Origin of the sequence: Cupriavidus necator (assembly GCF_016127575.1) — a bacterium.
Taxonomy (GTDB): Bacteria; Pseudomonadota; Gammaproteobacteria; order Burkholderiales; family Burkholderiaceae; genus Cupriavidus; species Cupriavidus necator_D.
Genome location: NZ_CP066019.1, coordinates 2,403,528 through 2,428,840 on the forward strand (window position 1 = coordinate 2,403,528; position 25,313 = coordinate 2,428,840).

At 68.7% G+C, this 25,313-nt stretch carries 16 protein-coding genes; 5 read left to right on the forward strand and 11 right to left on the reverse strand.

What is annotated here, in order from left to right; genetic code table 11:
- Positions 1–21 precede the first annotated feature (21 nt).
- The gene (locus I6H87_RS29795) at positions 22–1,206 is read left to right on the forward strand and encodes an NAD(P)/FAD-dependent oxidoreductase (RefSeq protein ID WP_011617700.1); all 1,185 of its coding nucleotides are present in this window, start codon (positions 22–24) and stop codon (positions 1,204–1,206) included.
- Positions 1,207–1,248: 42 nt separating this feature from the next.
- Here the strand turns inward: I6H87_RS29795 and I6H87_RS29800 are convergent, their stop codons facing one another.
- Positions 1,249–1,863: a helix-turn-helix domain-containing protein gene (locus tag I6H87_RS29800; RefSeq protein WP_011617701.1), complete on the reverse strand. Its 615-nt coding sequence runs from the start codon at positions 1,861–1,863 to the stop codon at positions 1,249–1,251.
- 150 nt (positions 1,864–2,013) lie between these two features.
- Here I6H87_RS29800 and glnT point away from each other — a divergent pair, with 150 nt between their 5' ends.
- Genes glnT through I6H87_RS29820 form a run of 4 tightly spaced genes read left to right on the forward strand, consistent with a single transcriptional unit; the run spans position 2,014 to position 6,369 of the window.
- Positions 2,014–3,408 (forward strand): type III glutamate--ammonia ligase, encoded by a 1,395-nt coding sequence (gene glnT / locus I6H87_RS29805; protein WP_010810945.1) that lies wholly within the window; start codon positions 2,014–2,016, stop codon positions 3,406–3,408.
- A 15-nt stretch (positions 3,409–3,423) separates the two neighbouring features.
- Entirely contained in the window at positions 3,424–4,332 is a 909-nt protein-coding gene (locus I6H87_RS29810) for a class II glutamine amidotransferase domain-containing protein (protein ID WP_011617702.1), read from the forward strand.
- Complete coding sequence (locus I6H87_RS29815; RefSeq protein WP_011617703.1) at positions 4,320–5,012, forward strand: GltB/FmdC/FwdC-like GXGXG domain-containing protein; 693 nt, start codon at positions 4,320–4,322, stop codon at positions 5,010–5,012. The genes I6H87_RS29810 and I6H87_RS29815 overlap by 13 nt, the downstream gene beginning before the upstream one ends.
- Before the next feature lies 1 nt (position 5,013).
- On the forward strand, positions 5,014–6,369 hold the full coding sequence (locus I6H87_RS29820; protein WP_011617704.1) for an FMN-binding glutamate synthase family protein: 1,356 nt from the start codon (positions 5,014–5,016) through the stop codon (positions 6,367–6,369).
- Positions 6,370–6,550: 181 nt separating this feature from the next.
- On the opposite strand, the gene I6H87_RS29825 is transcribed toward I6H87_RS29820, so the two are convergent.
- From I6H87_RS29825 to I6H87_RS29870, 10 genes are all read right to left on the reverse strand, one after another.
- Complete coding sequence (locus tag I6H87_RS29825) at positions 6,551–8,974, reverse strand: CHASE2 domain-containing protein (protein ID WP_011617705.1); 2,424 nt, start codon at positions 8,972–8,974, stop codon at positions 6,551–6,553.
- Complete coding sequence (locus I6H87_RS29830; RefSeq protein WP_011617706.1) at positions 8,949–10,640, reverse strand: FecR family protein; 1,692 nt, start codon at positions 10,638–10,640, stop codon at positions 8,949–8,951. The genes I6H87_RS29825 and I6H87_RS29830 overlap by 26 nt, the downstream gene beginning before the upstream one ends.
- Positions 10,633–11,361, reverse strand: coding sequence for a response regulator transcription factor (locus tag I6H87_RS29835; protein ID WP_011617707.1), 729 nt, complete (start codon positions 11,359–11,361; stop codon positions 10,633–10,635). Before I6H87_RS29835 ends, I6H87_RS29830 begins: the two co-directional genes overlap by 8 nt.
- A gap of 310 nt (positions 11,362–11,671) precedes the next feature.
- Positions 11,672–13,042, reverse strand: coding sequence for an exopolysaccharide Pel transporter PelG (gene pelG / locus I6H87_RS29840; RefSeq protein ID WP_010810938.1), 1,371 nt, complete (start codon positions 13,040–13,042; stop codon positions 11,672–11,674).
- A 2-nt stretch (positions 13,043–13,044) separates the two neighbouring features.
- On the reverse strand, positions 13,045–14,643 hold the full coding sequence (gene pelF / locus I6H87_RS29845) for a GT4 family glycosyltransferase PelF (RefSeq protein WP_011617708.1): 1,599 nt from the start codon (positions 14,641–14,643) through the stop codon (positions 13,045–13,047).
- The gene (locus I6H87_RS29850; RefSeq protein ID WP_010810936.1) at positions 14,640–15,626 is read right to left on the reverse strand and encodes a tetratricopeptide repeat protein; all 987 of its coding nucleotides are present in this window, start codon (positions 15,624–15,626) and stop codon (positions 14,640–14,642) included. Before I6H87_RS29850 ends, pelF begins: the two co-directional genes overlap by 4 nt.
- Positions 15,619–17,058, reverse strand: a complete 1,440-nt coding sequence (locus I6H87_RS29855; protein WP_010810935.1) for a PelD GGDEF domain-containing protein — start codon at positions 17,056–17,058, stop codon at positions 15,619–15,621. The genes I6H87_RS29850 and I6H87_RS29855 overlap by 8 nt, the downstream gene beginning before the upstream one ends.
- Before the next feature lie 66 nt (positions 17,059–17,124).
- Complete coding sequence (locus tag I6H87_RS29860; protein WP_041688544.1) at positions 17,125–17,691, reverse strand: transporter; 567 nt, start codon at positions 17,689–17,691, stop codon at positions 17,125–17,127.
- A gap of 59 nt (positions 17,692–17,750) precedes the next feature.
- The gene (locus I6H87_RS29865) at positions 17,751–21,845 is read right to left on the reverse strand and encodes a tetratricopeptide repeat protein (protein WP_011617710.1); all 4,095 of its coding nucleotides are present in this window, start codon (positions 21,843–21,845) and stop codon (positions 17,751–17,753) included.
- The gene (locus I6H87_RS29870) at positions 21,808–24,714 is read right to left on the reverse strand and encodes a bifunctional glycoside hydrolase/polysaccharide deacetylase family protein (protein ID WP_011617711.1); all 2,907 of its coding nucleotides are present in this window, start codon (positions 24,712–24,714) and stop codon (positions 21,808–21,810) included. The genes I6H87_RS29865 and I6H87_RS29870 overlap by 38 nt, the downstream gene beginning before the upstream one ends.
- Positions 24,715–25,313 lie beyond the last annotated feature (599 nt).

Genomic DNA, 25,313 nt, shown 5'->3' on the forward strand with positions numbered 1-25,313 from the left:
TGATCCCACCAGGAAATCTCCATGCAAAGCTACGACGCGATCGTTATCGGAGCCGGCGTGATCGGCAGTTCCGTCGCCTGCCATCTCGCCCGCCAGGGCTGCACTAACGTGCTCGTGCTCGAGCGCATGCAGATCGGTACAGGAACCACCTCCCAATCCAGCGGCATTCTGCGGACGCACTACTCGGTCATCGAGAACGTCCGGCTGGCGCAAGCGTCGTGGCAGGTGTTCAACGACTTTGCCGCTTACCTGGGCGACGAAGAGGCCTCCGCGGGCATGGTCAAGTGCGGCTACCTGATCGCCGCGCCGGATGGTCCCAGGCTGTCCCCGCTGCGTGCCTCGCTGGAAGCCCAGCAGGCACAGGGGATCGAAGTGCGGCTGCTCGATGCAAAGGAAGCGCAAAGCCTGCTTCCGATTGCCCGCTTCGACGACGCTGCGCTGATCGGCTACGAGCCGGAAGCCGGCTTTGCCGACGCTTACCTGGTCGCCACCGGCTTTGCGCGGGCGGCACGCCGCCTCGGGGTCAGGATCCTCGAAGGCGTCGGAGTCGAACGGTTGTTGCTCGACGGCGGCAAAGTCGCCGGCGTTGAAACCTCGCGAGGAACCTTCCTCGCCGGCACCGTCATCAGCACCCAGAATATCTGGGCGACCGAAATCGAGCGCTGGACCGGCATCGCCAGCCCGGTCGTCCCCGAGCGCCATGCCGTGCTGGCACTGGAAGCGGCATCGCCCTATACGTTCCAGATGCCGGTGTACAAGGACCTCGGCTCTCCCGGCATGCTGTATTGCCGCAGTTACGGCGGCAGGCAGATGCTGGTCAGCGAGGGCACCGTCGGTGAGACGCTGTCGTCGCCGGACAACGAGCAAGGCGACATCAGCATGAATTACATGGTCGAAGTCGGCGCGCAAGTCGCCGAGCGCTTCCCCACCTATGCGGACGCCGGGATTGCTTCGTCCTGGACCGGCGTCTACGACGTGACGCCCGACTGGAACCCGGTGCTCGGGTGTCTGCCCGAGGTACCGGGTCTCGTGGTGGGTTACGGCTTCTCGGGCCACGGCTTCAAGCTGGCTCCCGCGGTCGGACGCGTGCTGGCCCAGGCAGCGCTGGGCATCGAGACCGAGATTGACATCGCCCCCTATTCCCTGGAGCGCTTCCGCAATGGTGCGCTGCTGACTGGCAAGTACGGTCTCGGCGCGGTGTCCTGAGCCCGCGTTTGCAGTGCTGCCGATCCGGGTCGCAGGGCACCATCACTCCCCTTGTCGCGGATAGATGGTGATGGACAGGAACCTGATCGGACACCTGGTCAGACCTACCGGGCCATGCGGTATCTCGCCGGCGAAGGTCAGGGAATCGCCGGGTTCGAGCGTATAGGTTTGCTGTCCGCAGCGATACTCGACCACGCCCTCCAGCATGTACAGGAATTCGGTGCCGGGGTGCTGGAAGGTCGGGTAGCGCTCGGTGTCGTCCTCGATCGTGATCAGGAACGGCTCAAAGGCTTTCACGGGGCCCTGGTCATAGGCCAGCAGATGATAGGTATGACCGCTCCTGGTGCCGCGCCGCACCACCTCCATCCCCGCTCCATGCCTGACATGCTGCGCGGCAGCCGACGCGCCATCGTACTTGCTGAACAGCACCGCCATTGGCACGCCCAGCGCGCGGGCGATACGGGCAAGCGTATCCATGCCGGCCATGGTGCTGCCGGTCTCGATCTTCGACAGCATCCCGCGGCTCAGGCCTGCCTGTTCCGCGACCTGGGCAATCGTCAGCCTTTCCCGCAGCCGCAGTTCGCGAATGACCATGCCCACCGATTCCTCAATGTGGGGCACTTGGGCTTCAAAAGGGGGCTCGGCATGGGTCTTCATGTGGGTCTCTCAGTCATTGACGCACCAGGAGGATGATTCATGATGGGCACATTTGTTGCTCCACAGGAATCATCGCAGATTTGCGTCCCAGTGAGCAAGTCATGCGCCTGGCGCTGCGAGGCGCATTCCAAAGTCGGAAGGAGCCGATCCATGAAGTCAGAGTTGAGTGCGCATCTTGCGGCGCCAGCCGGGGCGCTGACCCCGGCTCCGCGGTTCAACACCGTCGAAGACGCTCAAGACTATCTGCTGGCGCGCGGCGTCAGCTACGTCCTCGCGCAGTTCGTCGATATCCACGGCGTCGCCAAGGCCAAATCGGTGCCAGTGGCGCATCTTGGCTCGGTCCTGGCAGAGGGTGCGGGCTTTGCCGGCTTTGCCATCTGGGGCGTCGGCATTGAACCGCATGGCCCGGACTTCATGGCTCGCGGGGATCTCGATACCATCGGGCTGGTGCCATGGCAGCCGGGCCTGGCCCGGATCGTATGCGAAGGGCATGTCGATGGTGCGCCATGGCAGTACGACAGCCGGGTCGTCCTGAAGCGGCAGATCGCCAGGCTCTCGCAAGGTGGCTACACGCTTTATACCGGCCTCGAGCCTGAGTTTTCGCTGCTGCGCCGTGACGACAAAGGCGGCATCGGTCCGTGCGACCCGAGCGATACGCTGGCCAAGCCTTGCTACGACTACAAGGGGCTGTCGCGCACGCGTACTTTCCTGGAGCGTCTGTCCAACGGACTGCGCGCCGCGGGAATCGATGTCTACCAGATCGACCATGAAGACGCCAACGGGCAATTCGAACTGAATTACACCTTCACCGACTGCCTGACGTCTTGCGACCATTTCATCTTCTTCAAGATGGCGGCATCGGAAATCGCCAACGAGCTGGGCCTGGTGTGCTCCTTCATGCCGAAGCCGTTTGCAAACCGCCCCGGCAACGGCATGCATATGCACATGTCGATCGGCGATGGCCAGCGCAACCTGTTTGCTGACAAGAGCGACCCGCGCGGGCTGGACCTGTCCCAGCTGGCCTATCACTTCCTTGGCGGGCTGCTGGCCCATGCGCCGGCGCTCACGGCGCTTTGCGCGCCCACCGTCAATTCCTACAAGCGGCTCGTGGTGGGCCGTTCCCTCACCGGCGCCACCTGGGCTCCCGCGTATATCAGCTATGGCGACAACAATCGCTCGAGCATGATCCGCATCCCCAAGGGCCGGCTGGAACTGCGGCTGCCCGATGGCGCCGCCAACCCGTATCTCGCCACAGCGGCCGTGATTGCGGCGGGGCTTGACGGCATCGACCGGAAGCTCGATCCCGGCGCACCGCGCAACACCAATCTCTATGAGTGGAGCGAGGCGCAGCTGGCCGAAGCCGGCATCGGCCTGCTACCCCAGAACCTTGGCAGCGCGCTGGATGCCCTCGAAGCCGATGCGCTGATAACCGAGGCACTGGGACCCGTTGCGCAAGAGTTCCTGAAGCTCAAGCGCATGGAGTGGCTCGAATATCAACGGCATGTCTCGGACTGGGAAGTGAAGCAGTACCTGGAATTCTTTTGAAGAAGGAATCACGCTATGTGCGGAATTGTTGCATTGTTAGTCAAGACATCTTCGCTGCGGGAAAAGCTTGGCGAGCTGATGGTGCCCATGCTGATCGGCATGACCGAGCGTGGCCCGGATTCAGCGGGATTGGCGGTGTTCTCGGCGCCTGTGGAAGAACGCCACAGGAAGATCAGCGTCTATGCCGGCTACACCGATGACGGCGAACGCTATGACTGGAATCGCCTGGCCGACGCATTGAATGCGGCCCTCGACGTGCACGCAACCGTGCAGGCACAGGGAAACCATGGCATCGTGACCTTCCGCGGCGAGCCAGAGCGCGTCAAGGACTGGATCGCCGCGAACGACCCCAAGCTGCATGTGTTCTCGACGGGCCGCAGCATCGACCTCTACAAGGACATCGGCACCCCGGCTGAAGTGGCAGCCCGTTACCGCTTCGCCGAACTCCAGGGCAGCCACCTCGTCGGCCATACCCGCATGGCCACCGAATCTGCCGTCACGCCCGATCGCGCACACCCGTTCACCGCCGGCGAGGACTTTTGCCTGGTGCATAACGGCTCCCTGTCGAATCCCAACGGCATCCGGCGCATGCTGGCGCCCCATGGCATCCACTTCGACACCGACAACGACACCGAGGCGGCAACGCGTTTCCTGGAATGGCGGCTGCGCGAAGGCGACACGCTAGAGCAGGCGCTGCAGGCAGGCTTTGATGTCCTGGATGGCTTCTACACCTTCCTGATGGGAACGCCCACGGAACTGGCGCTGATCCGCGACCCCTTCGCCTGCAAGCCCGCGGTAGTGGCCGAAAGCGACGACTACGTCGCCATCGCGTCGGAATTCCGCTCGCTGGCCCACCTGCCCGGCGTCAGGCACGCCCATATTTTCGAACCAGCACCCGAGGAGATGTACGTATGGAAAGCGTGAAGTTTGACCTCGCGGTCACGCCGCTGCGCGAAGTCAACCAGTACCTGCACAAGGACGTGCCTGCGCAAGGCGGCTTGCGCGTGCAGATCGACAACCCGAACGGCGCGCACGCGATCGCCGCCGGATTGAATGCGCCTGTCGACGTGGTCATCGAAGGCCATGCCGGCTACTACGCCGCCGGGATGAATCAAGGCGCCACCGTGACCATCAACGGCAGCGCCGGAACCGGCGTCGCCGAGAACATGATGAGCGGCAAGGTCCACGTCAAGGGCTTCGCCTCCAACGCCGCAGGCGCCACTGCCCACGGCGGGCTGCTGGTGATCGACGGCGATGCCGGCCTGCGTTGCGCGATTTCGCTGAAGGGCGCCGATATCGTCGTCGGCGGTTCCGTCGGAAGCTTCTCGGCGTTCATGGCGCAAGCGGGCAACCTGGTGGTGCTCGGCGACGCCGGCGAAGCGCTGGGCGACTCGCTCTACGAAGCCGCCATCTATGTGCGTGGCAAGGTGAAGAGCCTGGGCGCCGATTGCGAAGAGAAGACCATGGGCCCGCGCGAACGCGTGGTGCTGGCCGGCCTGCTCCACCGCGCCGGCCATGTGGATATCGACCCGTCGTCGTTCAAGCTGTACGGGTCTGCCCGCACGCTCTACAACTTCCATGTCGATAACGCAGGAGCCTATTGATATGAATGCCCCGACCCAACTGCAGGACCTGGCATCAAGTTCCACCCAGACTCCACCGCGCTATTCCGCGACGTTCGACCCGGCTGCCCTGGCCGAAATCCGGCGCGCCGCGGCCACCGGCATCTACGATATCCGTGGCGGCGGCGCCAAGCGCAAGCTGCCGCATTTCGATGACTTGCTGTTCCTGGGCGCCTCGGTCAGCCGCTATCCGCTGGAAGGCTACCGGGAGAAGTGCGGAACCGACGTCGTCCTGGGAACGCGCTACGCCAAAAAGCCGATTCACCTGAAGACGCCGGTCACCATTGCCGGCATGAGCTTCGGCGCGCTGTCCGCCCAGGCCAAGGAGGCACTGGGACGCGGCGCCACCATCGCCGGCACGAGCACGACCACGGGCGACGGAGGCATGACACCGGAGGAGCGCGGCCAGTCGCAGACGCTGGTGTACCAGTACCTGCCCTCACGCTACGGCATGAACCCCGACGACCTGCGCAAGGCTGACGCCATCGAAGTAGTGATCGGACAGGGCGCGAAACCCGGTGGCGGCGGCATGCTGCTGGGACAGAAGATCAGCGCGCGCGTGGCAAGGATGCGATGCCTTCCCGAAGGCATCGATCAACGCTCGGCATGCCGGCATCCGGACTGGACCGGCCCCGACGACCTCGAGATCAAGATCCTCGAACTGCGGGAAATTACCGACTGGGAGAAACCCATCTACGTCAAGGTTGGCGCCACCCGCCCCTACTATGACGTGGCCCTGGCGGTCAAAGCCGGCGCCGATGTGGTGGTGCTCGATGGCATGCAGGGTGGCACCGCCGCGACGCAGGAAGTGTTCATTGAGCACGTGGGTATCCCCATCCTCGCGGCCATCCGGCCCGCGGTGAAGGCGCTTCAGGACCTGGGCATGCATCGCAAGGTTCAGCTGATCGTCTCGGGCGGCATTCGCAACGGCGCGGACGTCGCCAAGGCCCTCGCCCTTGGAGCAGATGCCGTTGCCATCGGCACGGCTGCACTGGTCGCGCTGGGGGACAACGACCCGCGCCATGCCGGCGAGTACCACAAGCTCGGGACCGTTCCGGGGGCTTACGACGACTGGCATGAGGGCAAGGATCCCGCAGGCATTACCACGCAGGATCCGGAACTGGCTTCTCGCCTGGATCCGGTACAGGCCGGGCGGCGCCTGGCAAACTACTTGTCGGTCATGACGATGGAAGCGCAGATCATCGCGCGTGCCTGCGGCAAGTCGCACCTGCATAACCTGGAGCCCGAAGACCTCGTTGCACTGACCATCGAGGCGGCGGCGATGACACAGGTGCCGCTTGCCGGGACCGCGTGGGTGCCCGGGCAAGGTGGGTACTGAGTTCAAGTGGCACCCAAAAAAGCCGCCCACGCCAGTTACGGCCATTGGGGGAGCTGGCGTGGGCGCGAAGACCACCGGATGCGGCTCCAGCGGCAATACGATGCTACGCAAATCCGCCTGTGGCGACTGCCAACAATTGTGTCGGCGGCCGTAGCATGGCTTGCGGCCGATGCTGTGCCGCTCAGGCCACCGGCAATTCGATACGGAACTCCGCCCCCGCCCCAGCCGCACTGCGCACGCTGGCCTTGCCGCCATGCCGCTCGGCCACGGCCCGCACCAGCACCAGCCCCAGACCCGTGCCTTCCGGCGCGCCCTGCTGCCCCTCATGCAAGCGCGCGAACGGTTCGAACAATCGTGCCTGGTCGGCCTCGGCAATCCCCGGCCCATGGTCCTGCACGGCAACGACAAAGCTGCCCGGCTCACGCGTGAGCGAGACCGTCACGGTCCCCGCTTGCGGGCTGAACTTGATCGCATTGCTGACCAGGTTGGCGATGGCGCGCGCCAGCAGTGTCGGTTCACCCTGCAGCACCGCGGGCTCGTCAGGCAGGTCGATCTGCAGCGTCACGTCGCGGGCATTGGCCAGCGCCCAGAGCTGGTCCGTCGCATCCAGCACCAGGCCACCCAATTCCACTTCCATGAACGCCAGGGTCTTCGACTCCGCGCGCGCCACGCTGATGAAGTCGTCGGCCAGCGTCATCGTGCGGCGTGCATGGGCGGCGATGCGTGCCAGCACGCCGCTGTCCGTGGCGACGTCGCCGGCGGCTGCCCCATCGCGCCGCGCGCGGCGCTCATGCAGCTCGATCAAGGCCAGGATCGATGCCTGCGGCGAGCGCATGTCGTGCGACAGGAAGCGCAGCATCTGCTCGCGCTGGCGCTCGGCAATGCGGATCGCGGTGATGTCGATCACGCTGACGATCAGGCCGGCCACGGCGCCGGCCTCGGCGTGCAGCGGCGCGCCATGCAGCAGGTAGCGGCGGTCGCCGCGCCCGGCCACCTCGATGCCGCCGTCGGGAACCGGGACCGGAGCGATGCGGGCGCCGGCGTGGCGGTCGTGCAGCGACTGCCAGTACGCCAGGGCCGGTGCCGGCGCGGGAAAGATTGCCTCGATCAGCGCGCGGATGGCGGCCCGCGGCGGCCCGGCCGCGCCCGGCGCATGAGCGGGCTCGCCGTCCAGCACCGCGGGCGCCAGCGCCACGCAGCGCCGGTTGGCCAGCATCACGCCGCCATCCAGGTCGCAGATCGCGGTGGCATCGGGCAGGCTTTCCAGGCCATCGGACAGGAAGCGGCGCGTGCCGCGCAGTTGCGCGCTCATGCTGTAGACGGCGCGCATGCGGCTGTCGAGCGTGGCGCCGGTATGGTGCGGCGCGGCAATCAGGCCGGGTTCGCGTTCCAGCCGCGCCAGTTCGTCGGTAAGGAAGCGCAAGGCCGCCTCCTGGCGCAACCAGCTCCACAGCGGGTAGAACAGCACGCAGCCCAGCGCCGCGGCGGCGGGTGCAAACCATAGCCGCGCCAGCGCCAGCAGCAACAGCGAGCCTCCCAGCAGGGCCGCCAGCAGCAGCCCGGTGGCCACCAGCGCGCCGCGCGGGGGCAGGCGCAGCGCGGCCAGTGCGGCCAGCAGCACCGCCAGCAGCGTGCCGCCGACCTGCCACGCGCGCGGCACCGCCACAATCGCATCGCCGTCGGTCAGCGCCTGCACGGTATTGGCCAGGATCTCCACCCCGCTCATGCCGCGGCCATCGCGCGACACCGGCGTCGGCAGCACGTCGCCCATGCCGGTGGCGAGCGCGCCGATCAGCACGGCCTTGCCGGCAAAGATGGCGGGGTTGGCGCGGCCATCCAGCACGTCGCGCGCTGACACGCGGGCAAAGGTGCCGGGCGGGCCGGCATACGGGATACGCAGGCGGCCGCTGCGCTCCCAGCCGTTGGCTTCGGTGATCCGGGCCGGCTCCTGGCGCGCGATGCCGGGCGGCTCGGCGGCGCGACCGAACGCCGCCATCACCGCGGCCAGGTGCGGCACGCCGGCGGCGGCCACCGGATGGGGCCCTTCGCTCAGATAGACCTGGCGCGCCACGCCATCGGTATCGACCACCATGTTGATATGGCCCACCGCGGTGCCCAGCCCGGCCAGCGGGTAGCGCACCAGCATGCCGGCGGGGCCGGATTCGGCCACCACCGGCAGCACCACGTTGCCGGCCCGGGCCAGGCTGCGGGCCAGCACGGCGTCGTCTTGCGGATAGCGGGTGTCGCGCTCGGACAGGATCACGTCCACGCCGATCACGCGCGGCCCGCCGGCGGCGATGCGCTCGACCAGCTGCGCCAGCACCGCGCGGCGCCACGGCCAGCGGCCGATGGCGGTGATGCTGGCGTCATCGATGCCGACGATGACGATGTCGTCGCGGGCCGGATGGTGCTGGGCGCTGATGGCGATGTCGTAGGCGGCCAGGTCGGCGCGCTCGGCCCAGCCCTGGCGCGCGGCCAGCACCACCAGGGCCAGCACGGCAGCAAGCAGCAGGCACCATTCGATCAGCGTGCGCTGCCCGAAAGCGTGCCCGGGCGCGGCCGGCGCCGGGCCTGGCGCGTCAGTTGAGCCGGATGCGGCCACCACCGTCCGGCCGGTCGCCCGACCCGATTGCGCCGCCCTGCGAGTCGCGCAGGAGGGCATTGACTTCAATGCGCTGCGGCGCGGAGAACGCCGCCGGGTCAGGTGTCACCCCCGGCGCCGCACGTGCCACGCGGATGAAATAGACGCCGGGCGCGGGGCGCGGCAGGTCAATGGCATTGGTGGTGGTGTGCTCGTCGGCCAGCAGTGTGGCAAAGCCGGCATCGGCCGACACCTGGACCCGGTAGCCCGCGCCGGCGCCGCTGCCCTCGGGCCAGCCGATATGCAGCGCGCCGCCGTCGTCCTGCAGGGTCGGCACGGGCGGCTTGGGTTCGACGCTGAACGGGACCGCGTCCGACCACGGGCCCGGCCGGCCCGCCGCATCGACGCTGCGCACGCGCCACCACCAGCGGCCCGGCACCAGCGCTTGCGTGGCGGCGGGCTCGGAGGCCGCCTGCACCACGGCATCGCGCGTAAAGGCCGAATCGGCGGCCAGCGCCAGTTCGTAGCGCGCCGCGCTCGGCACGGTGGCCCATTCGAAGGCGACGGCTTCGGCATAGCGCACCGCATCGGCGGCAGGCTGCTGCGTGAACGGCGCCGGCGGGTTCAGCCGCACCGACACCGGTGCCTGGGCGTCATGGCCGGTCAGCTGGTGCTTGTCGATGGCACTGACGCTCAGGTACAGCGTGCCCTCGGGCAGGCCGTCGACGCGCGCGGTCGTGGCAGTGGCGCCACTGGCGGTGCCGGTCCAGACCAGTTCGCTCAGCGCCGCATCGCGCGCCACCAGCACGCGGTAGGCGGTGGCGCCCGGCACCGGCTGCCAGACGGCTTCGAAGGACGGGCCCAGCACGGTATCGGCCGGGGGCAGCAGGGCCGGCGCCGGCAGCAGCGCCACCGGCTGCGACAGCTTGCCGCCGGCCGACACGCCGATGCCATAGCCGGCACCGACCGAAGCCGCCGCGGTCATGGCACGCTCTGCTGCCGGCCTGGCGCGGGCACCCCGCGCCGCACTGACGCCGACGCGCCCTTCCAGCACCTCGCTGCGGCTTCCTGCCGTGTCGGCCGAGACCCGGTAGCGGGTGCCGCGCACGCCGGTCACCATCATCGGCGTATGCAGCTCGAAGCGCCCGACGCCGCCGCCCTGCGGTGCCACGCGCGTATCGGCGGCACCCTTCTCGATGCGGATCACGGTGTCGGTCAGGCCGCTGCGCGCGAACATGCGCAGCCGGCTGACCGAGAGCGTGGTGGCCGGCGGCACCGTGACGCGGCTGCGGTCCGGCAACTCCAGCGTGACCGAGCCGCCCGCGGGGGTCTCGATGCGCGTGGTTTCGTCCAGCGTCATGCCGGCCTGCACCGGCCGGCCATTGGCGCGGACCGCACCGGCCACATGGACCACACGCGCCGACGCGGCCTGCTCGGGAATCTGGCTGAGCGGGATGCGCAGGCGCGAGCCGGGCACCAGCCGGTACGGATCGGCCACGCCGTTCAGGCGCTGCAGCGTGCGCCACCCCTGCTCGGACGCCATGTAGCGCGAGGCCAGGCCGATCAGCGTATCGCCCGGCTCCACCAGGTAGATAAAATCGGCGCCTTCCGCGCCCGCGGGCCCGGCGTGCGCCGGAACCGCCATGCCGGCCAGCAGGGCCAGCGCGGCACCACCGATCACCTTACGCATCCGCCCCGGCCTCATCCGCCTCCACATCTGCCGCGGAAGCCTCTTCAAAGCGATAGCCGTGCGAGTACACGGAGGTCAGCCGCACGCCGTTCTCGGGGCGCAGCGCCAGCTTGAGGCGCAGCCGCGAGATATGCGTATCCAGCGTGCGCGAGCCCGCGCCCATGGCGCGGCCCCAGACGGCCTGCTCCATCACCTCGCGCGCCAGCAGGCGCCCGGTATTGCGGAACAGGAACAGGGCCAGCTCATATTCTCGCGGGGACAGCAGCGCCGGCTCGCCGCCGACGGTGATGGTGCGCGCGTGGGTATCGACGATGTAGTTGCCGCGCCGGATCAGCTCCACTTCCTGCGCCGCCTCGGGGTAGGCGCGGCGCAGCAGCGAACGCACGCGGGCGATCAGCTCGCCGGCGCGGATGGGCTTGAGCATGTAGTCGTCGGCGCCCACGGTGAGGCCGTCGACGATGTCGGATTCGGCGGTGCGGCTGGTGACGAACAGGATCGGCGGCATATTGCCGGACTTCTGCCGCACCCAGCTGACCAGCTCATAGCCGCTGGTGCCCGGCAACTGCCAGTCGACCAGCAACAGGTCATAGGCGCGCTCGCGCAGCGCGCGCAGAAAGTCCGCACCGTTGGCGAAGGACTCGCACTCGAAGCCGGCTTCGCTCAATATCTGCCGGATCAGTTCGGCCTGATCCGGATCATCCTCCACGGAGGCAATTCGCATACCTCTACATCCTTCTGCCAGCTTCCGACTGCAACTGCGGTCTCTGCCACGGCATGTCGACGGCTCGGCCGGCAAGTCATTCCTCATATTCACCCCCAGGGGGGCGCGGCCGTCGATCTGATCCGACGGGCCAGGCCGAAGCCCGCCGGCTGCCGCCATGTTACCCAATCGCAGGCCCTTCCGTCGAGATGCCCCGACGAGGGGTGGTGGCGGCAACTGCGCCGATCCCTCCGCGATCGTCTTTCGATCTGCATCATCCTTGCCGCCATCGCGCCGCCCGGGGAGCCGGCCGGCGCGGCCCCGGCAGGGCCTATTGCAGCATGTAGGTCTCGTACTCCAGCCGGTCCAGCTTGCGGTCCAGCAGGTACAGCGCCAGCGCCACCACCACCAGCAGCGACACCGCAAAGCCGTAGCCGTACCAGGCCGGCCCCAGGTGCAGCGTCAGCAGCGTCAGCGCGAAGTTCAGCACCACGAAGGTCGCGGTCAGCAGCAGCACCTCGCGGCGGCGGTCCAGGTAGAAGTAGATGTTGAGCACCCCCAGCAGCACCACCTGCAGGCTGGCGCCGATCACGTCCACGTACAGCAGCGGCAGGTACAGCTCGGAAATGCCCAGCAGCCGCAGCACCCACACGCCCACCGCGAACAGCAGCAGCGCGGCGATGGCCTGCACCTTGACGATCTCGTACAAACCCAGCCGGATGGTCTGGACCATGGTGTTGCGCATGTCCTCGATATGCTCGAGCGAGCTGCCGCCGCGCACCGCGTTGTAGAACGCGTCGTAGTACTCGACGAAATCGGTCTCGATGCGCACCAGGAACACCGCCATGCCCGGGATGATTGCCAGGTAGGCCAGGAACACCGGGATGTCGTAGATGATCGACGCATGCAGCGGCCCGATCACCTGCTGCCCGGTGGAGGGCGCGTACCAGAACATGAACTTGTCGATCCAGATACCCAGGTTGTAGAGCAGGCCGATCGCGACCAGGCTGGGGTAGGCATGGCGGCGCTGGAACACCTCGAACGACATGAACTGGCGGCTGGTGTAGTTGCGGTAGATCAGCGTCACCATGCCGGTCAGCAGGCACAGCTGGCCGGCGGCGAAACCGCCCAGCAGCCCTTCCAGCCCGTGGCCGCGCAGCACCAGCGCGGCGCCGACCGAGATCGCGTAGCCCAGCAGGAAGGTCCACACGATGGCCTTGTACTGCTTCATGCTCGACAGGAAGATCGCAGCAATCCAGATATTGCTCAGCACCACGAAGCCCGCCACCATCAGCAGCCGGTACAGCACCGACTGCTCGCCGAAGCTGAATACCGCGCACGCCACGCCGATGCCGCCCGACAGCACCGTCGCCAGCAGCGCCACCGCGTGGTAGTTGCTCAGGACCAGGTGGTCGCGCTTCTCGAACAACCGGTCCGAGGTGAAGCGCGTGAACGCCAGCTGCATCGGCCCGGTCAGGATCAGGCTGCCGGCGATCAGGTAGGTCACCGACACCTGGAACTGCGTGATCAGCGAGCCCGGCACCACGAAGGGCAGGCTCAGCATGCCGATCAGCAGGATGCCGACGATGGACAGGATCCATGGCCCGGAGCTGATGATGCCGGCATACGCGTAGGCGCTCAGCATGCCCGACAGGTTGTCCCGCCGCAGCATCTTGCGCAGCTCGAATCCAATGCCAGCCATGCTCAGGCCCCTCCGTGGACCGGGCAGCGCGCGGGGTTGCCGCCGCCCTGCCGCTCAGGTTCGCCATGCCCGGCGCCGTCTGCCTGCGCCATCAGCCGTTGATACAGTTCGCGGTAGCTGCCCACCATGCGGTCCTGGGTGTAGTAGCGCTCCACGCGCGCCACGCCGGCGGCCTGGGCCGCCTGCCAGCGCGCCGGGTCCCGCAGCAGCCCGAGCGCCGCCGCGGCCAGGGCCGCGGGGTCGGCAATGCGCACCACCTCGCCGGCCGAGCCCAGCGCGGCGTCGTCGCCGGGCAGGCCGAACAGCAGCTCGCGGCACGAGCCCACGTCGGTGGTCACGCACGGCACGCCGGCGGCAAAGCCTTCCAGCACCACCAGCGGCAGCGCCTCGCTGATCGAGCTCAGCACCAGCACGCCCACCTGCGGCAGCAGCGCGTCGATGCGCTGGAAGCCCAGGAACTTGACCTTCTGGCCCAAGCCCAGGCTCTCGGCCAGGCTGCGGCATTCACGCGCGTAGTCGGGATCCTCGTCCTCGGGGCCGGCGATCCAGCCTTCGGCGTCGGGGTACTCGCGCACCACCGTCAGCATGGCGCGGATAAAGGTCTTGACGTCCTTGATCGGCACCACCCGGCCAATCAGGCACAGCACCGGCGGCACGCCCGGCTTGCGGCGGGCGCGCAGCGGCGCCAGGCGCGGCAGGTCGATGCCATTGGGGATGCTGCGCGTGCGCACCTCAGGCGCGCCGTCCTGCACCTGGCGGCGGCGATTGCCCTCATACAGCGCGACGATGTCGTCGCCGGCGTCGTAGCAGACCCGGCCGATGGTCTCGAAGAAGCGCACCCACAGTTCGCGGAAGTAGCTGATCTGGGAGATGTCGCGCTCGAACACATTGCGGTTGTCGCGGATCCACTGGCTCTGGAACAGGTCGATCTTGCGTTCCTTGGTGTAGATGCCGTGCTCCGACACCAGCAGCGGGCGCTGGTTGCGGTGGCGCAGCAGCGCCCCGAGAAAGCCCGCATAGCCGGTGGAAACCGTGTGGTAGACGCGCGCCGGGATCAGGTTGTCGGCAATGCGCACCAGCTGCCACAGCGGCTTGTGCATGATGCGCACGGTCCAGAAATAGTCCGTGAACGACGGGTCCGTGCAGAAGCGCCGGTATTGCTCGGTGATGGTCTGCCAGGCGCGGCGGCTGTACAGGAAGGCGTCCTCGCCCAGCGCCCCACCCTCGCGCAGCGCCGGCATCAGCTCGCGCATCATGGCGCCGGCCTCGGCCTCACGGCCCGGGTCGCGCAGCAGCTCGTGCAGGCGGTCCGAGGCGTCGAACGCCTTGGCATCGCCGGTGCTGCCCTGGACCAGCGGCGGCGGCGGGAAGTCGTACAGGTAGTGCGTTTCCAGGTGCACCACGTTGGGCGGCAGCTGGTAGGCCATGTCGCCATAGTCCTCGCGCCGGCTGCCGATAAAGACGATGCCGAAGCGCAGGTCCGGGAACGCGCGGATCATCTGGTTGACCCAGCTCGACACCCCTCCGCTCACATACGGGAAGGTGCCTTCGAGCAGCAACATGACGTCGGCCGACGTCGCTTTTACCAGGATCTTGCTCATGATTGCCAGTACCGCAGCAGGGGCCGCACCAGCGGGAGCGGCGAGGGGCTGTCAAACGATGCCATCAGCTGGCGCACCGCGGCATAGTCGCGTTCCAGGTAGGCGGCCTCGGCCAGGTGCGGCAGCACGCGTTCGCGCGCGAAGCCGAGGGATTCGGCGCGCTGCAGCCATTCACGCGCCTCGCGCGGGGCATTGCGCGCCAGCGCCAGGCGTCCGCGCATGTACCACAGCGAGGCATTGCTGTCGTCGTACTGCAGCGCCGCGCTGGCGTAGCGCTCGACCTGGCTGGCGGTGTAGCGGTAGACGTCGCCCTGCACCAGGTTCTGGTAGATCAGTTCCCAGTACAGGTCTGCCAGCCGCTTGCTGATCTCGGCGCGCTCGCTGGCGCTGTTGGCGCTCTCCAGCCGCGGCAGCTCGGCCAGGATCTGCTGGGTCAGCTGCTTCTCGGCGCCGTCCAGCATGCCGTAGGCCAGCAGCCGCACGTCGTCGACGCTGTCGGCCAGCAGTTCGCGCAGCACCGGGCTGGCGGTGCGCGCCGGCATCGACTGCATCGCCACCAGCGCGGTCATGCGCTCGGGCAGGGGCGCGCGCGCATTGCCCAGCTGCGCACGCAGGCGCGCGCCGCCGCCGTGGGTGACGCGCGACATCAGGTGCGTGACGAACTCGGGCAAGCCCACGGTGCCGATGCCGCTGGTGTCCACGCGCCGCGGGAACAGCTTCGAGAACAGGTAGCTGCCCAGGCACACCAGCGCGCCGCCCAGCGGCACGAAGAAGCAGAACAGCGCGAGAAAGCCATAGCTCCATCCGAACGGCACGCGAAAGCGCCGCGGCAGCAGGCGCCACAGCAGCAGCGCCGTCAGCGCGGCGGCCACCGCCTGCATGCCGAAGAAGGCCAGCAGCAGCGCGGTGCTGTTGCCGGCGCGCGCCAGCAGCGCCAGCGCGGCGATCTGGGCGACGAGCCCGCTGGCGCCGAGCTTAAACATGGGGCGCTTCCCCGGCCGGCAGCGTGGCCGGCGCGATCGCGCCATCCACCTGGGCCCGGCGCAGCAGCTTGACCAGCGCGTCTTCCGAGCCGGCGCCGGGCACCGCCAGCGTATAGACGCCGATGCCCGCACTGGTGAAGTCGGTGCCGAACTGCGCGCGCAGCATGTCTTCGATGCGCACCAGGTAGGCCGCCACCGCCTGCGCATCGGACAGCGGCATCAGCGTCAGCATCGCGCGGTGATGGGCGTTGACCACCGGCCACGCCACATCCAGCGCGCGCCGGCTGCGCACCACCTGCTCGAACAGCGCATCGCGCTCCGGATCCGCGTCGAACACCAGCGCCACAACCGAGCTTTCGATGCCGGTCTCGCGCCGCAGCCGCGACAGCCGCGCATAGTCCAGCGCAAACGGGTATGGGCAGGCCGGCAGCGCCGCCTGGATGGTGCGGGTGGCGCCGGCGTGCTCCACGCCGTCGGCGTAGTAGCCCAGCAGCACCATCAGCATCTGCAGGTTCTCGTAGGTCAGCGACAGGAACGGCATGCGCTCGACCACCAGCAGGCCGATCAGGTGGTCGGAGCCGGCCAGCACCGGCGCCACCGCCACGTAGCGCGTCTGCGCGCCATGCTGCAGGCCGTCGGCGCTCAGGTGCGCCAGCTGGCGCGTGTCCAGGCAGTGGCGCACCAACGGGTCGGTGGTGTCGAGCGTGAATTCCGGGCCGATGCTGGCGACCGGGACGCCATCCACGTGCTCGCCATCGCAGGCATGGAGCGCGGCTGCCTCAAGCTGGCAGGCCTGCGCCACCACCTGCAGCATCGGCTGCGCACCGGCCAGCACCTGGCCGGTGCGCGCGGCCTCGTCCAGCGCCACGCTGCGCAGCTGCGACAGCGTGTCGCGCAGCGTGGTGGGCCGCGCCAGCAGGTCGTTTTCCAGCCGCTCATGCGAGATGCGCAGCAGGTAGTGGTTCTTGGTCAGCGCCGCCAGGCGTTCGTCCAGGTAGCGGTTCACGGCGCGGGCGCGCGCCAGGCGCGTGCCCCAGATATCGCCGAACTGTCCGGCCACCAGCACCAGCAGCAGCCCGCCGAGGAAGAACAGGCGCGGGAAGGGCCCTGCCATCACGCCGGTCTGCTGGTAGAAGTACCAGCCGCCCAGCAGCATCAGCACGCTGCCCACGCCGATCAGCGTGCCATAGCGCAGCGCCAGGATCACCGGCAGCAGCCAGGCCCACGGAAAGCCCATGCCGAGCAGCAGCGGATTCTGCGGCAGCACCAGCCACGCCAGCCCCATTGCGGCCAGCATGGCCACCACCAGTTCCACCACGGCCGCGCGCCCGCTGACCGCCGGCGCCAGCAGGCGCGCATAGCGCCCACCCAGGCCGATGCCCTGTCCTTGCCGCGCGCGATATGTCTTGTCAGCCGTATTGGCCACGCTCATCCCCTTGCTTCAACCATTGCATCGCCGCATCGGTGTGCAGCCTCTTCCTGGTGGCTTGCCGCCGCCTCAGCCTTGCATCAGCGGCGCCAGCAGGCGACGCAGCAGCTTCTGCGCGGTGCCCGACAGCGAGGCGCGGCTCCAGCCGCTGTCGCTGCCGGTGGCCGACCACACCACTTCACCGCTGTTCACGTCCAGCAGCTGCAGCGAGATGCCGACCGCAGGCTCGCCGTCCACGCCCACCTTGTAGCGCCATTCCTGCACCGCGCCGGTCAGCGCGTAACGGGCCTTCTCGGCACGCGCCCATTCCAGCGCCTTGCCCACGGCTTCGCGCTCGGCCGGCTCGAACAGCGTTTCCGGGTTCAGGCTGGCCGGATAACGCTTCAGGCTGGCCACGCCGCCGGTCTTCAGCAGGCTCTCGGCAATCGCCTCGGCGCGCAGGCCGGCCTGCGGCGTCTCGGTGTAGTTCACGATCGGCAGCACCGCGATGATCTCGCCGCGGGCCAGCGCCGGCGCGCGGCCGACATCCGTCACCGCACAGCCTGCCAGCCACAGTGCCGCGCCCAGCGCGCCGCACCATGCCGCCAGCCGCCTGGCCACTGTCTTGCCCGTCATTGCCGTGGTTTGCTTGTTCATCTTCATCCCCTTTTCCATGTCCTGTTGTTACCCGATCCCTGCCATCCGCTGCCGCCGGCTCAGTACAGCCAGCGATAGCGCATTCCCAGTTCCGTCAGCGGCCTGCCACCGTTGCGCGCCGCGGTCTCATGCGAGATATACAGCGCCAGGTGGTCGTTGCCGAATACCGATCCGGCCACCCCGCCCTGCACGCGGAAGTTCTGCCGTGCGCGCGTGTCGCGCAGCAGCCCCACTTCACCGAACGGCCGCCACTTGCGTGTGTATTCGTCCAGCAGCTCAGTGCCGAAGCCGAACAGCACGCCGGCCTGCGTGAAGCCCTGCGGCATGTAGAACGCCGGCGTGGCTTCGTCGCCGACCGGCACCAGCGACGCCATGCGCGGCGTCAGGCCGCCGCCGTTGGCACTGTAGTTGGCATGCGTGCCGACCACGCGCACGGTGTAGTCCGGATACGAGGTGCGGATCCTGTAGCCGGCCTCGACGTCATAGACCATGCCATGCCCGAGCGCGCTGCGGTCCTGCCCGCGGAAGCTGCTGTACTCGATGCGCGCGCCGACGAACTCGCGCAGGCTGAAGCGCCAGGTTGCGCCCAGCCCCACGACGTCCTTGGCCCCGCCCACGCGCAGCGGCGCCGATTCGTCGGCCGGCTGGTTCAGCCCGGCCAGCGTGCTGAACTGCAGCCGGCCCTGCTGGTTCCACTCGCCGAAGAAGCGCGCGGTCGCCATTGTGTCCAGCCCCTCGCGGTAGCCTGCCGTGGCACGCCAGCGCTTGCTGTTGTCGCGATAACCCAGCGACAGGTCGGCGCGCCGGTCGGACGACGGCACGTTCACCAGCTGCTGCGGATCGGTGCTGCGCTGGTCGCGCCAGGTGCCGCGCAGGTTCAGGTCATACCCGTCCCACAGGCGCACGCCACCCGCGAGGCTGCCTTCGGTATATTCCAGCGGCTTCTGGTGCATGAAGCTCACGCGCGGCTCGATCGCCTGGGCGTTGTAGAGCAGCGTCTCCTGCAAGGAGTCCTGCAGCGTGTCATCGGAACGGGCCCGCTCCTGGGTTTCGAAGGCCAGCGTCTGCGCGGCGCTGATGCGGTTCAGTTGCTGGTTGGCCTCGATCTGGTTGGCCACCGGCACGCGGCCGGCCTGGCGCTCCAGGATACGGTCAAGGCTGTTCATGTCCTGCCGGTCCAGCGCGATCGCCACCTCGGCATAGGCCGGTCGCTGCAGCCGGTTGACGTACTGGCGGGCCAGCCAGCTTCGCGCCAGTTCGTTGGATTCCGCGGACATCGCCCATGCCAGCGCGGCATCGCGCCCGGCAGCGGACAGCGCGGCATCGCGGCGGGCCGCATTGCGCGCGACCTCCGCGGACGCGGGCGCGGTTGCCGCCTCATGAAGCGGCGGCAGCCCGGCCACCTCGCCCAGCTGCGACGGCGCGCCCGCCATCGGCGGCACCAGTTCGCGCGCCGCCGTGGAAGCGCGGTCCGCGCGCAGCATCTGGATCACCAGCGCGCGCGAGACATCGCCCGAGGCAAAGATCTGCCCCAGCGCCACGGTCTGGCGGCGCAGGTCCGCGCGCGAAGGCGCGCCGGACTCGTTCTCGTACTCTTCGTCGCCGTCGGTGTTGTCGGGCCGCAGCCGGGCATAGCGCACCCCGCCCTGGGACCAGCCATGGTGCAGGTCGATCCAGGCCTGGCGGCGCACGCGCCAGGCCATGTCGGTCTGGCCGATGGCTTCATAAGCATCGGCCATCAGGCTGAGCCAGAGCGGATCGGCGCTCTTGCCGTCGTTGAGCTTGCGCAGGTAGTGCATGGCCGCGCGCCCGTCCTGGAAACGCATATGGCCCGCGGCGAAGGCGCCCCACAGGTCGGGGTTGTCTTCCGCGTCGTCCTTGACGCGGCGCATCACCGCGCGCACTTCGGTATCGCTGCCCTGGTCGACCAGCGTCCACAGCAGCGCCGCCAGCGTTTCGCTGTCGGCATCGCGCAGGCCCGCGGCGCGGCGCAGGTCGGCCAGGGCGTGGTCGCGCTGGCCGGTCACGCGGTAGTACTCCGCGCGCCGCATCAGGAAGCGGCTCGACTGCGCTGCCGCCTGGCGCTGCTCGGGCGTCATGTCCTGCAACAGGCGCCCGATACGCCGGTAGGCGTGGGCACGCGTGTAGTAGTACAGCGCCAGTTCCAGCGATTCCGGCTTGCCGCCGCGGCGCCAGTCGGCCTCGGCGATGCGCCCGGCGTCGATCGGGGTCTTGTCGTAGTAGGCGATCAGGTTGGAGAAATCCGCCTCCTGCGTGTCGCGGACCTCGTCCAGGCAGTCGTTGCGCGCCGGGCCCGCCGGCCTCTCCATGCAGTGCTCGTCCTGCGTCTGCGCCGCCGCCAGCATCAGCTGGCGATAGCCGTCCTTGAGCAGGTCGTCGCGCTGGTTCAGCCGCGCCAGCTCGGTAAAGGTGCGCCAGTAGAGGATGTCATCCTTCCCGGCCGTGGCACGCGCCGGCAGCATGGCGTCCAGCGCCTGCGCCAGCTTGCCGCGCACATAGAGCAGGTTGGCGAGCTTCAGCGCATAGGCGGGGCGCGGGCCGAAGCGCTGCTGCATCTGCGTATAGATCTGGAACGCGCGCTCGTCCTTGCCGGCGCGCTCGGCCAGCGCGGCGTGGCGTTCCATGATGTCGCGAGCCCTGGGGCCGTGGCTCAGGCCTTCGAGGAAGCGCATGGCCTCTTCCGGCTCGCCCAGGCGTTCGTAGGCAGCCACCACCTCGTCCACGGTCTTCAGGTCCGAGCCGCCCGCGCGGTGGCGCAGCGCGGCCAGGTAGGCGCGATCGTCGGACAGGCCCGGGGCGAGCCGCATCACTGCATCCCACGCGCGCTCGTCGTTGGTGGCGCGGGCATAGTCGAGCCAGCTCTTCAGGGCCACGGCCGGCTGGCGGTTCCATTCGGCCACCTGCGCCAGCCGTTCGCGCCAGATCGCCTCGCCCGGCAGCCGGCGCACCGCGGTCTCGGCCACGCGCTGCGCCTGGTCGAGCTTGCCGGCTGACAGGAACACGCGATAGGCGAGTTCGTAGTCGTCGGCGTTGAACGGCTTGTCGGCTGGCTCCGCCGGCGCCTGCGCGGGCGCAGCAGCTTGCGCCGCAATCTTGCGCGTACCCAGCTGGCCGGAGGCGGCCAGCGCTTCACGCAAGGCCAGGCCGCGCGGCCCGTCGAGGAAGACCAGGCCGCGCTCGGCCCACGGCTGGCTGGCGGCGATACGCCGCGCCTCGGCCTGGCGTGCGGCCAGCGCCGCCGGGCCGGCATCGCGCGTGCGCGCCGAAACCTTCAGCAGCCGCTCGACATAGCGGCTGGCCTGCTCCGGCTTGTTGGCCGCCAGCGCCAGCTTCGTCAGGTAGCGCAGCACCTCCGGATCGTCCAGCAGCTTGCCGCCGTGGCGCTCGGCCTGCGCCAGCGCTTCGTCCAGCAGGTTGCCTGACTGCAGCGTCTGCACCGCCTTCAGGAACAGCGCGCGCCGCTCGGCCAGCGTGGTGGCGGCCGCCTGCTGCGCGAACAAGGCGTTGGCGGCGTTGCGATAGTCGCCGCCCGCGATCGCCATGTCGGCCAGCTGGCGGTTCCAGAAGGCCGCGTTGTTGCGGTCCTGGCTGGCCAGCGCCGCATAGAACTTGCGCATCGCGTCCTGGGCGCCGGCCTGGCGCGACTGCGTGGCCAGCGTTTGCAGGTCGGCCAGCCCCCAGCTGCGCCCGGCAGCCTGGTCCAGCAGGCTGCGCAGCTGCACCAGGTTCTGTTCGCGCTCAGGCGTATCCGGCAGCGCGGCCCAGGCGCGCTGCTGCGCGATCTCGATGCGCGTGCGCAGGATCTGGCCCGACAGGTCGGTGCCCTGCACCGCCTGCATGCGCGCCAGCATGGCCTGCGCCTCTTCCAGCCGGCCGGTGCGCGCGTATTGTTCGGCCAGCACGCCCATGAAACCGGGGTCGTCGGGCGTGACCTTCCACCAGGCTTCCAGGTAGGCCATGGTCAGCCCGTCGATGGTGCGGCCCTGGCCCAGCAGGCGCTCGCGCAGAGTCTCGCGCGGGAACATCAGCGCCAGGCCGATCCCCACCATCGCAGTGAAAGTCAGCACCAGCGCCGGCGGCAGCAGCCGCTCGCGCTCAACCGGCGCAGCGGACTTCGACTTGTTGCCTGGCATGGTTCGGATCGGTGACGGGTGCGGTATCCACGCGCAGCGTGTTGCGCTCGCGGACGGCCTGTACGGGCTTGCCATCGACGCTCACACGGCAGTTGCCGGCGTTGGCAAGACGGAAGAATGGCTTGAAGTAGCCGCTGAAGGCGAAGCGCGTGACGCCATCGCGCTGCGACCATTCGCGTACGATGCCGTTGGCTTCGGCCAGCTGCGGCGCGGCCGGGGCGGTGACTGTGTCGCGCACGGCGAAGCGCGCATCGCCGCCATCCAGGTGCAGGTAGACGCCGCCGCCCGGTGCCGGCGAGGTGCCGGTCACGCCGTGCGCCGCGCCCACGTCGGGCATGCCCGCGCCGCTCCAGCGCAGGTTGCGCAGGTTGCCGTCGCCGCGCACGATCCATTCAGCACCGGTGCCGCCCGGCTGGCCGTCGCCCACATCCCGCGCCACGGCCATGTCCTGCCAGTCGAGCACCTTGCGCACGTAGTCGGTGGAGTGCAGCGGCAGCAGCGGCTGCGCCAGCACATAGTCATAGACCTTGCGCAGCGCCTTCAGCGACGCGGCCTTGGTGCCCGAATAGCTGTGGTAGTAGATATTGACCGGCTTGAAGCGATAAGGCTTGTCGGTCAGCTCGTAGGTCTCGATCACGCGCTCGAAGCCGTAGAACGGGCCGTGCCAGAGGTTGGTGTAGACGTTCTCGTTCTGGTTGGGCGCAAACACCTGGAAGGTGCCGCCGGGCTTGTTGATGCCTAGCGGCGCGATCGCGATCCAGCTCGGGTTGCTGCGCGTGATCAGCGTATCGCCGCCGTTCATGTTGAGCACGCGCGCCTTCTCGGTGAGCCGCAGCGCCTCGGCCGGCGGCTGGCAGTCGCCCGACCACAGCAGCATGCTGACCGGCTTGCCGGCCGGCGCCAGCGTGCGGTTGATGTAGTCGATGGAGCCGCCGATCTCGCGGTTCAGGTCCATGCTGTAGCCGGGGATGCTCAGGTGGAAGGCCTCGTCGCCCTCGACCACCGCGGCGCCGCTGGATTGCGTTGGCTGCCCTGGCTGGGCCGGCACGGTGCGCGACCACTCGAACGGATGCGAGAAGGTATGGCTGGCCACCTCGACATAGGGCTGCGCGAAGATCTTGCGCGCGATCGGCTCAAGCTCGGCGCTGAGCCTGGGGTACATGCCGTCCTTGCTGACTTCGCCCTGGATCACCGACATCGTCATCGGCAGCCGGTAGCGGTCGAAGATCTCGCGGAACAGCACCTCGCCGGAGAAGCCGCCGCCGGGAATCTCGGCGCGCGAGGCAAAGCCGTCGCCGTCGATATGGATGGTCAGCAGGCGCCGGCCGTTCTCGGTGGTGACATCGGGCACGGGCATGGCGGGCAGGCGCAGCGCCGCGCGCAGGAAGTCCAGCGGCTGCACCACCCAGCGGCTCTGGCCGTTGCCGTTGCCGCTCTGGCGCACCGCATACGGCCCCAGCACATAGCCGCCCCACGGCGTGATCGCGGCGGCGTCATAGGTCAGCGTGCCCGAACGCAGGCGCAGCAGCGAACGGTAGCCGGCGCCGTCCGGCACCTGGATCGCTTCGGCCTGGGTGCGGTCGGGGGCCACCGGCATCTCGAAGCCCATCATCCGGTCCTTGGCCAGCACCTCGACCGGGCCCGACACGCGGCCCTTGACTGCCTTCAGCCCGAAGCTGCGCGCCACCGTGCCGCTCACGCTGGTGCCGAAGTCGTTGAGGAACACCACCGGCATGCCCTGCGCCATGCGCGCCTGCACCCAGGCATGGAAGCGTCCCGGCTGCGCCGTGACATTGCCTGACAGGTACACCACCACGCCGGCGTAGCGGTCCGGCCCGATCTCGGGCAGGTCCTCGCTGGTCTCGGCGAAATCCACGCGATAGCCAAGGTAGTTGAGCGGCATCGAGACAAAGCGCACACCCTCGGAATCATCGATCGACACCCCGGGGCGGCGCTCCTGCACTACCAGCACGCGCCGGGGCAGCACCTCGACCTTGCCGATGCCGACCGTCTGCAGCCCGGGATCGGCCACATAGGGCGTGATCCCCAGCGCGCGGATGCGCTGCGCGGTTTCGCGTGCGCAGCGGCGGTCCGCCGGCGGACAATAATCGATCGAGATCACCGGCAGGCGGTATTGCTCGCGGATGGTGCGCGCCTGCGCCAGCAGCCAGTCGCGGTCAGCCTGCGCAACGTCGACATAGCGGCCCTGGGCCTGGTTCCAGCCGCGGAACAGCGACTCGAAGGCAACGGCATAGGCCAGGTCATGCACCTGCGGCAGGATCTCGAAGCCGCGGTTGAAGACCAGGCGCGCCTCGGGGTAGCGCGCCTTGATCGCGCGGATCACGCGCACCAGCCCCGCTTCCTGCCGTGCGCGCTCGGCGTCGGTCCTGGCGGCAAGCTGGTAGGAATCGAGGGTATCGAGGAAAAAGCCACGGAAGCCGCGCTGCCACAGCGGCGCGATCACCTTGTCGACATAGAAGGCGGGCCAGCCGTCGGCTGCCTGGTCGATGACCGGCGCGTTCCAGGCGTCATTGCGCCCGACGAACCAGGCCTTGGGGATGTCCTTGAAGTAGGCGCGGCTCTCCAGCACCTCGCCCACGCTGACATAGGCAAACCAGGCCGTGGCCGGCGTCGCCGCCTGGCGCGGGTCGAAGCCGCTGTCGGGCTCGACCACGGCGATGTCGAAGGCTTGCAGAGCGTCAACCGGCGGCTTGGCGCCGTAGTGCAAGGCGATCGACGGCATGGATGGCGCCTGCGCCGCGGGCGCCGGCGCGGCCGCAGCCGTCGCCGCCCCGAGGGCCAGCGCCAGCGCGATGCCTTGCACCCGCTGCGCCATGCGCATCCCTACCCACCCCGATCGGAACGGCATGCGGCCGCCCCGGTTCCCTTGTGCTTCCTCCAGCTGCTTCACAGGCTTACTTCCTCTTGTCTGCGCACGCCGGCAAGTGCCTCACGCACGACATTCCCTGAGGCGGTCGCTGCCGCCTTGTGTCCGACTGTGGATCTCAGAATCGGAAAAATCTGATGGTATCCGGAAACGAATGCTAGGACAGACGCATGGATCACATTGTCAACAATTGTCCCAACACTGAGACATTGAGCCGGCTCGCGCGTTAACGCGCGCCACCGTGCTGCGGGCGCACGTCAGCCGCGCTTGCGGTACGGCGGGCGCGGCTCGGCTCGGCTCGGCTCAAATGCAAACAACGAAAACAGTCCAGGTCCCGTGCGCGACGGGTGGTGGGGCTGTCCGCAACCGAAATTCCGGACAGCTAGGTTTGAAACGCCATGATGGATTCCCCGTTCCGAGCTTTTATGTATGGGCCCGCATACAGTGGGCGCGCTCATGTATGTCTGTGCACGACGCGAGCGCGGCCACCGGCCTGGCCTTTATTGTCAGCATAATGATATATCCGGGCCGCGCCGGCTTCCCCCGAACGCGGTAGGGATTGGGTGCCGTAAGAATTTGTA

Excerpts from the sequence above, each read along its gene's own strand:
- I6H87_RS29850 (WP_010810936.1), bottom strand. The coding sequence starts at position 15,626 with ATGTTTAAGCTCGGCGCCAGCGGGCTCGTCGCCCAGATCGCCGCGCTG.
- I6H87_RS29835 (WP_011617707.1), bottom strand. The coding sequence starts at position 11,361 with ATGCGAATTGCCTCCGTGGAGGATGATCCGGATCAGGCCGAACTGATC.
- I6H87_RS29855 (WP_010810935.1), bottom strand. The coding sequence starts at position 17,058 with ATGAGCGTGGCCAATACGGCTGACAAGACATATCGCGCGCGGCAAGGA.
- I6H87_RS29800 (WP_011617701.1), bottom strand. The coding sequence starts at position 1,863 with ATGAAGACCCATGCCGAGCCCCCTTTTGAAGCCCAAGTGCCCCACATT.
- I6H87_RS29830 (WP_011617706.1), bottom strand. The coding sequence starts at position 10,640 with ATGCGTAAGGTGATCGGTGGTGCCGCGCTGGCCCTGCTGGCCGGCATG.
- I6H87_RS29860 (WP_041688544.1), bottom strand. The coding sequence starts at position 17,691 with ATGAACAAGCAAACCACGGCAATGACGGGCAAGACAGTGGCCAGGCGG.
- pelF (WP_011617708.1), bottom strand. The coding sequence starts at position 14,643 with ATGAGCAAGATCCTGGTAAAAGCGACGTCGGCCGACGTCATGTTGCTG.
- I6H87_RS29795 (WP_011617700.1), top strand. The coding sequence starts at position 22 with ATGCAAAGCTACGACGCGATCGTTATCGGAGCCGGCGTGATCGGCAGT.
- pelG (WP_010810938.1), bottom strand. The coding sequence starts at position 13,042 with ATGGCTGGCATTGGATTCGAGCTGCGCAAGATGCTGCGGCGGGACAAC.
- I6H87_RS29815 (WP_011617703.1), top strand. The coding sequence starts at position 4,320 with ATGGAAAGCGTGAAGTTTGACCTCGCGGTCACGCCGCTGCGCGAAGTC.
- I6H87_RS29820 (WP_011617704.1), top strand. The coding sequence starts at position 5,014 with ATGAATGCCCCGACCCAACTGCAGGACCTGGCATCAAGTTCCACCCAG.
- I6H87_RS29810 (WP_011617702.1), top strand. The coding sequence starts at position 3,424 with ATGTGCGGAATTGTTGCATTGTTAGTCAAGACATCTTCGCTGCGGGAA.
- I6H87_RS29865 (WP_011617710.1), bottom strand. The coding sequence starts at position 21,845 with ATGCCAGGCAACAAGTCGAAGTCCGCTGCGCCGGTTGAGCGCGAGCGG.
- glnT (WP_010810945.1), top strand. The coding sequence starts at position 2,014 with ATGAAGTCAGAGTTGAGTGCGCATCTTGCGGCGCCAGCCGGGGCGCTG.
- I6H87_RS29870 (WP_011617711.1), bottom strand. The coding sequence starts at position 24,714 with ATGCCGTTCCGATCGGGGTGGGTAGGGATGCGCATGGCGCAGCGGGTG.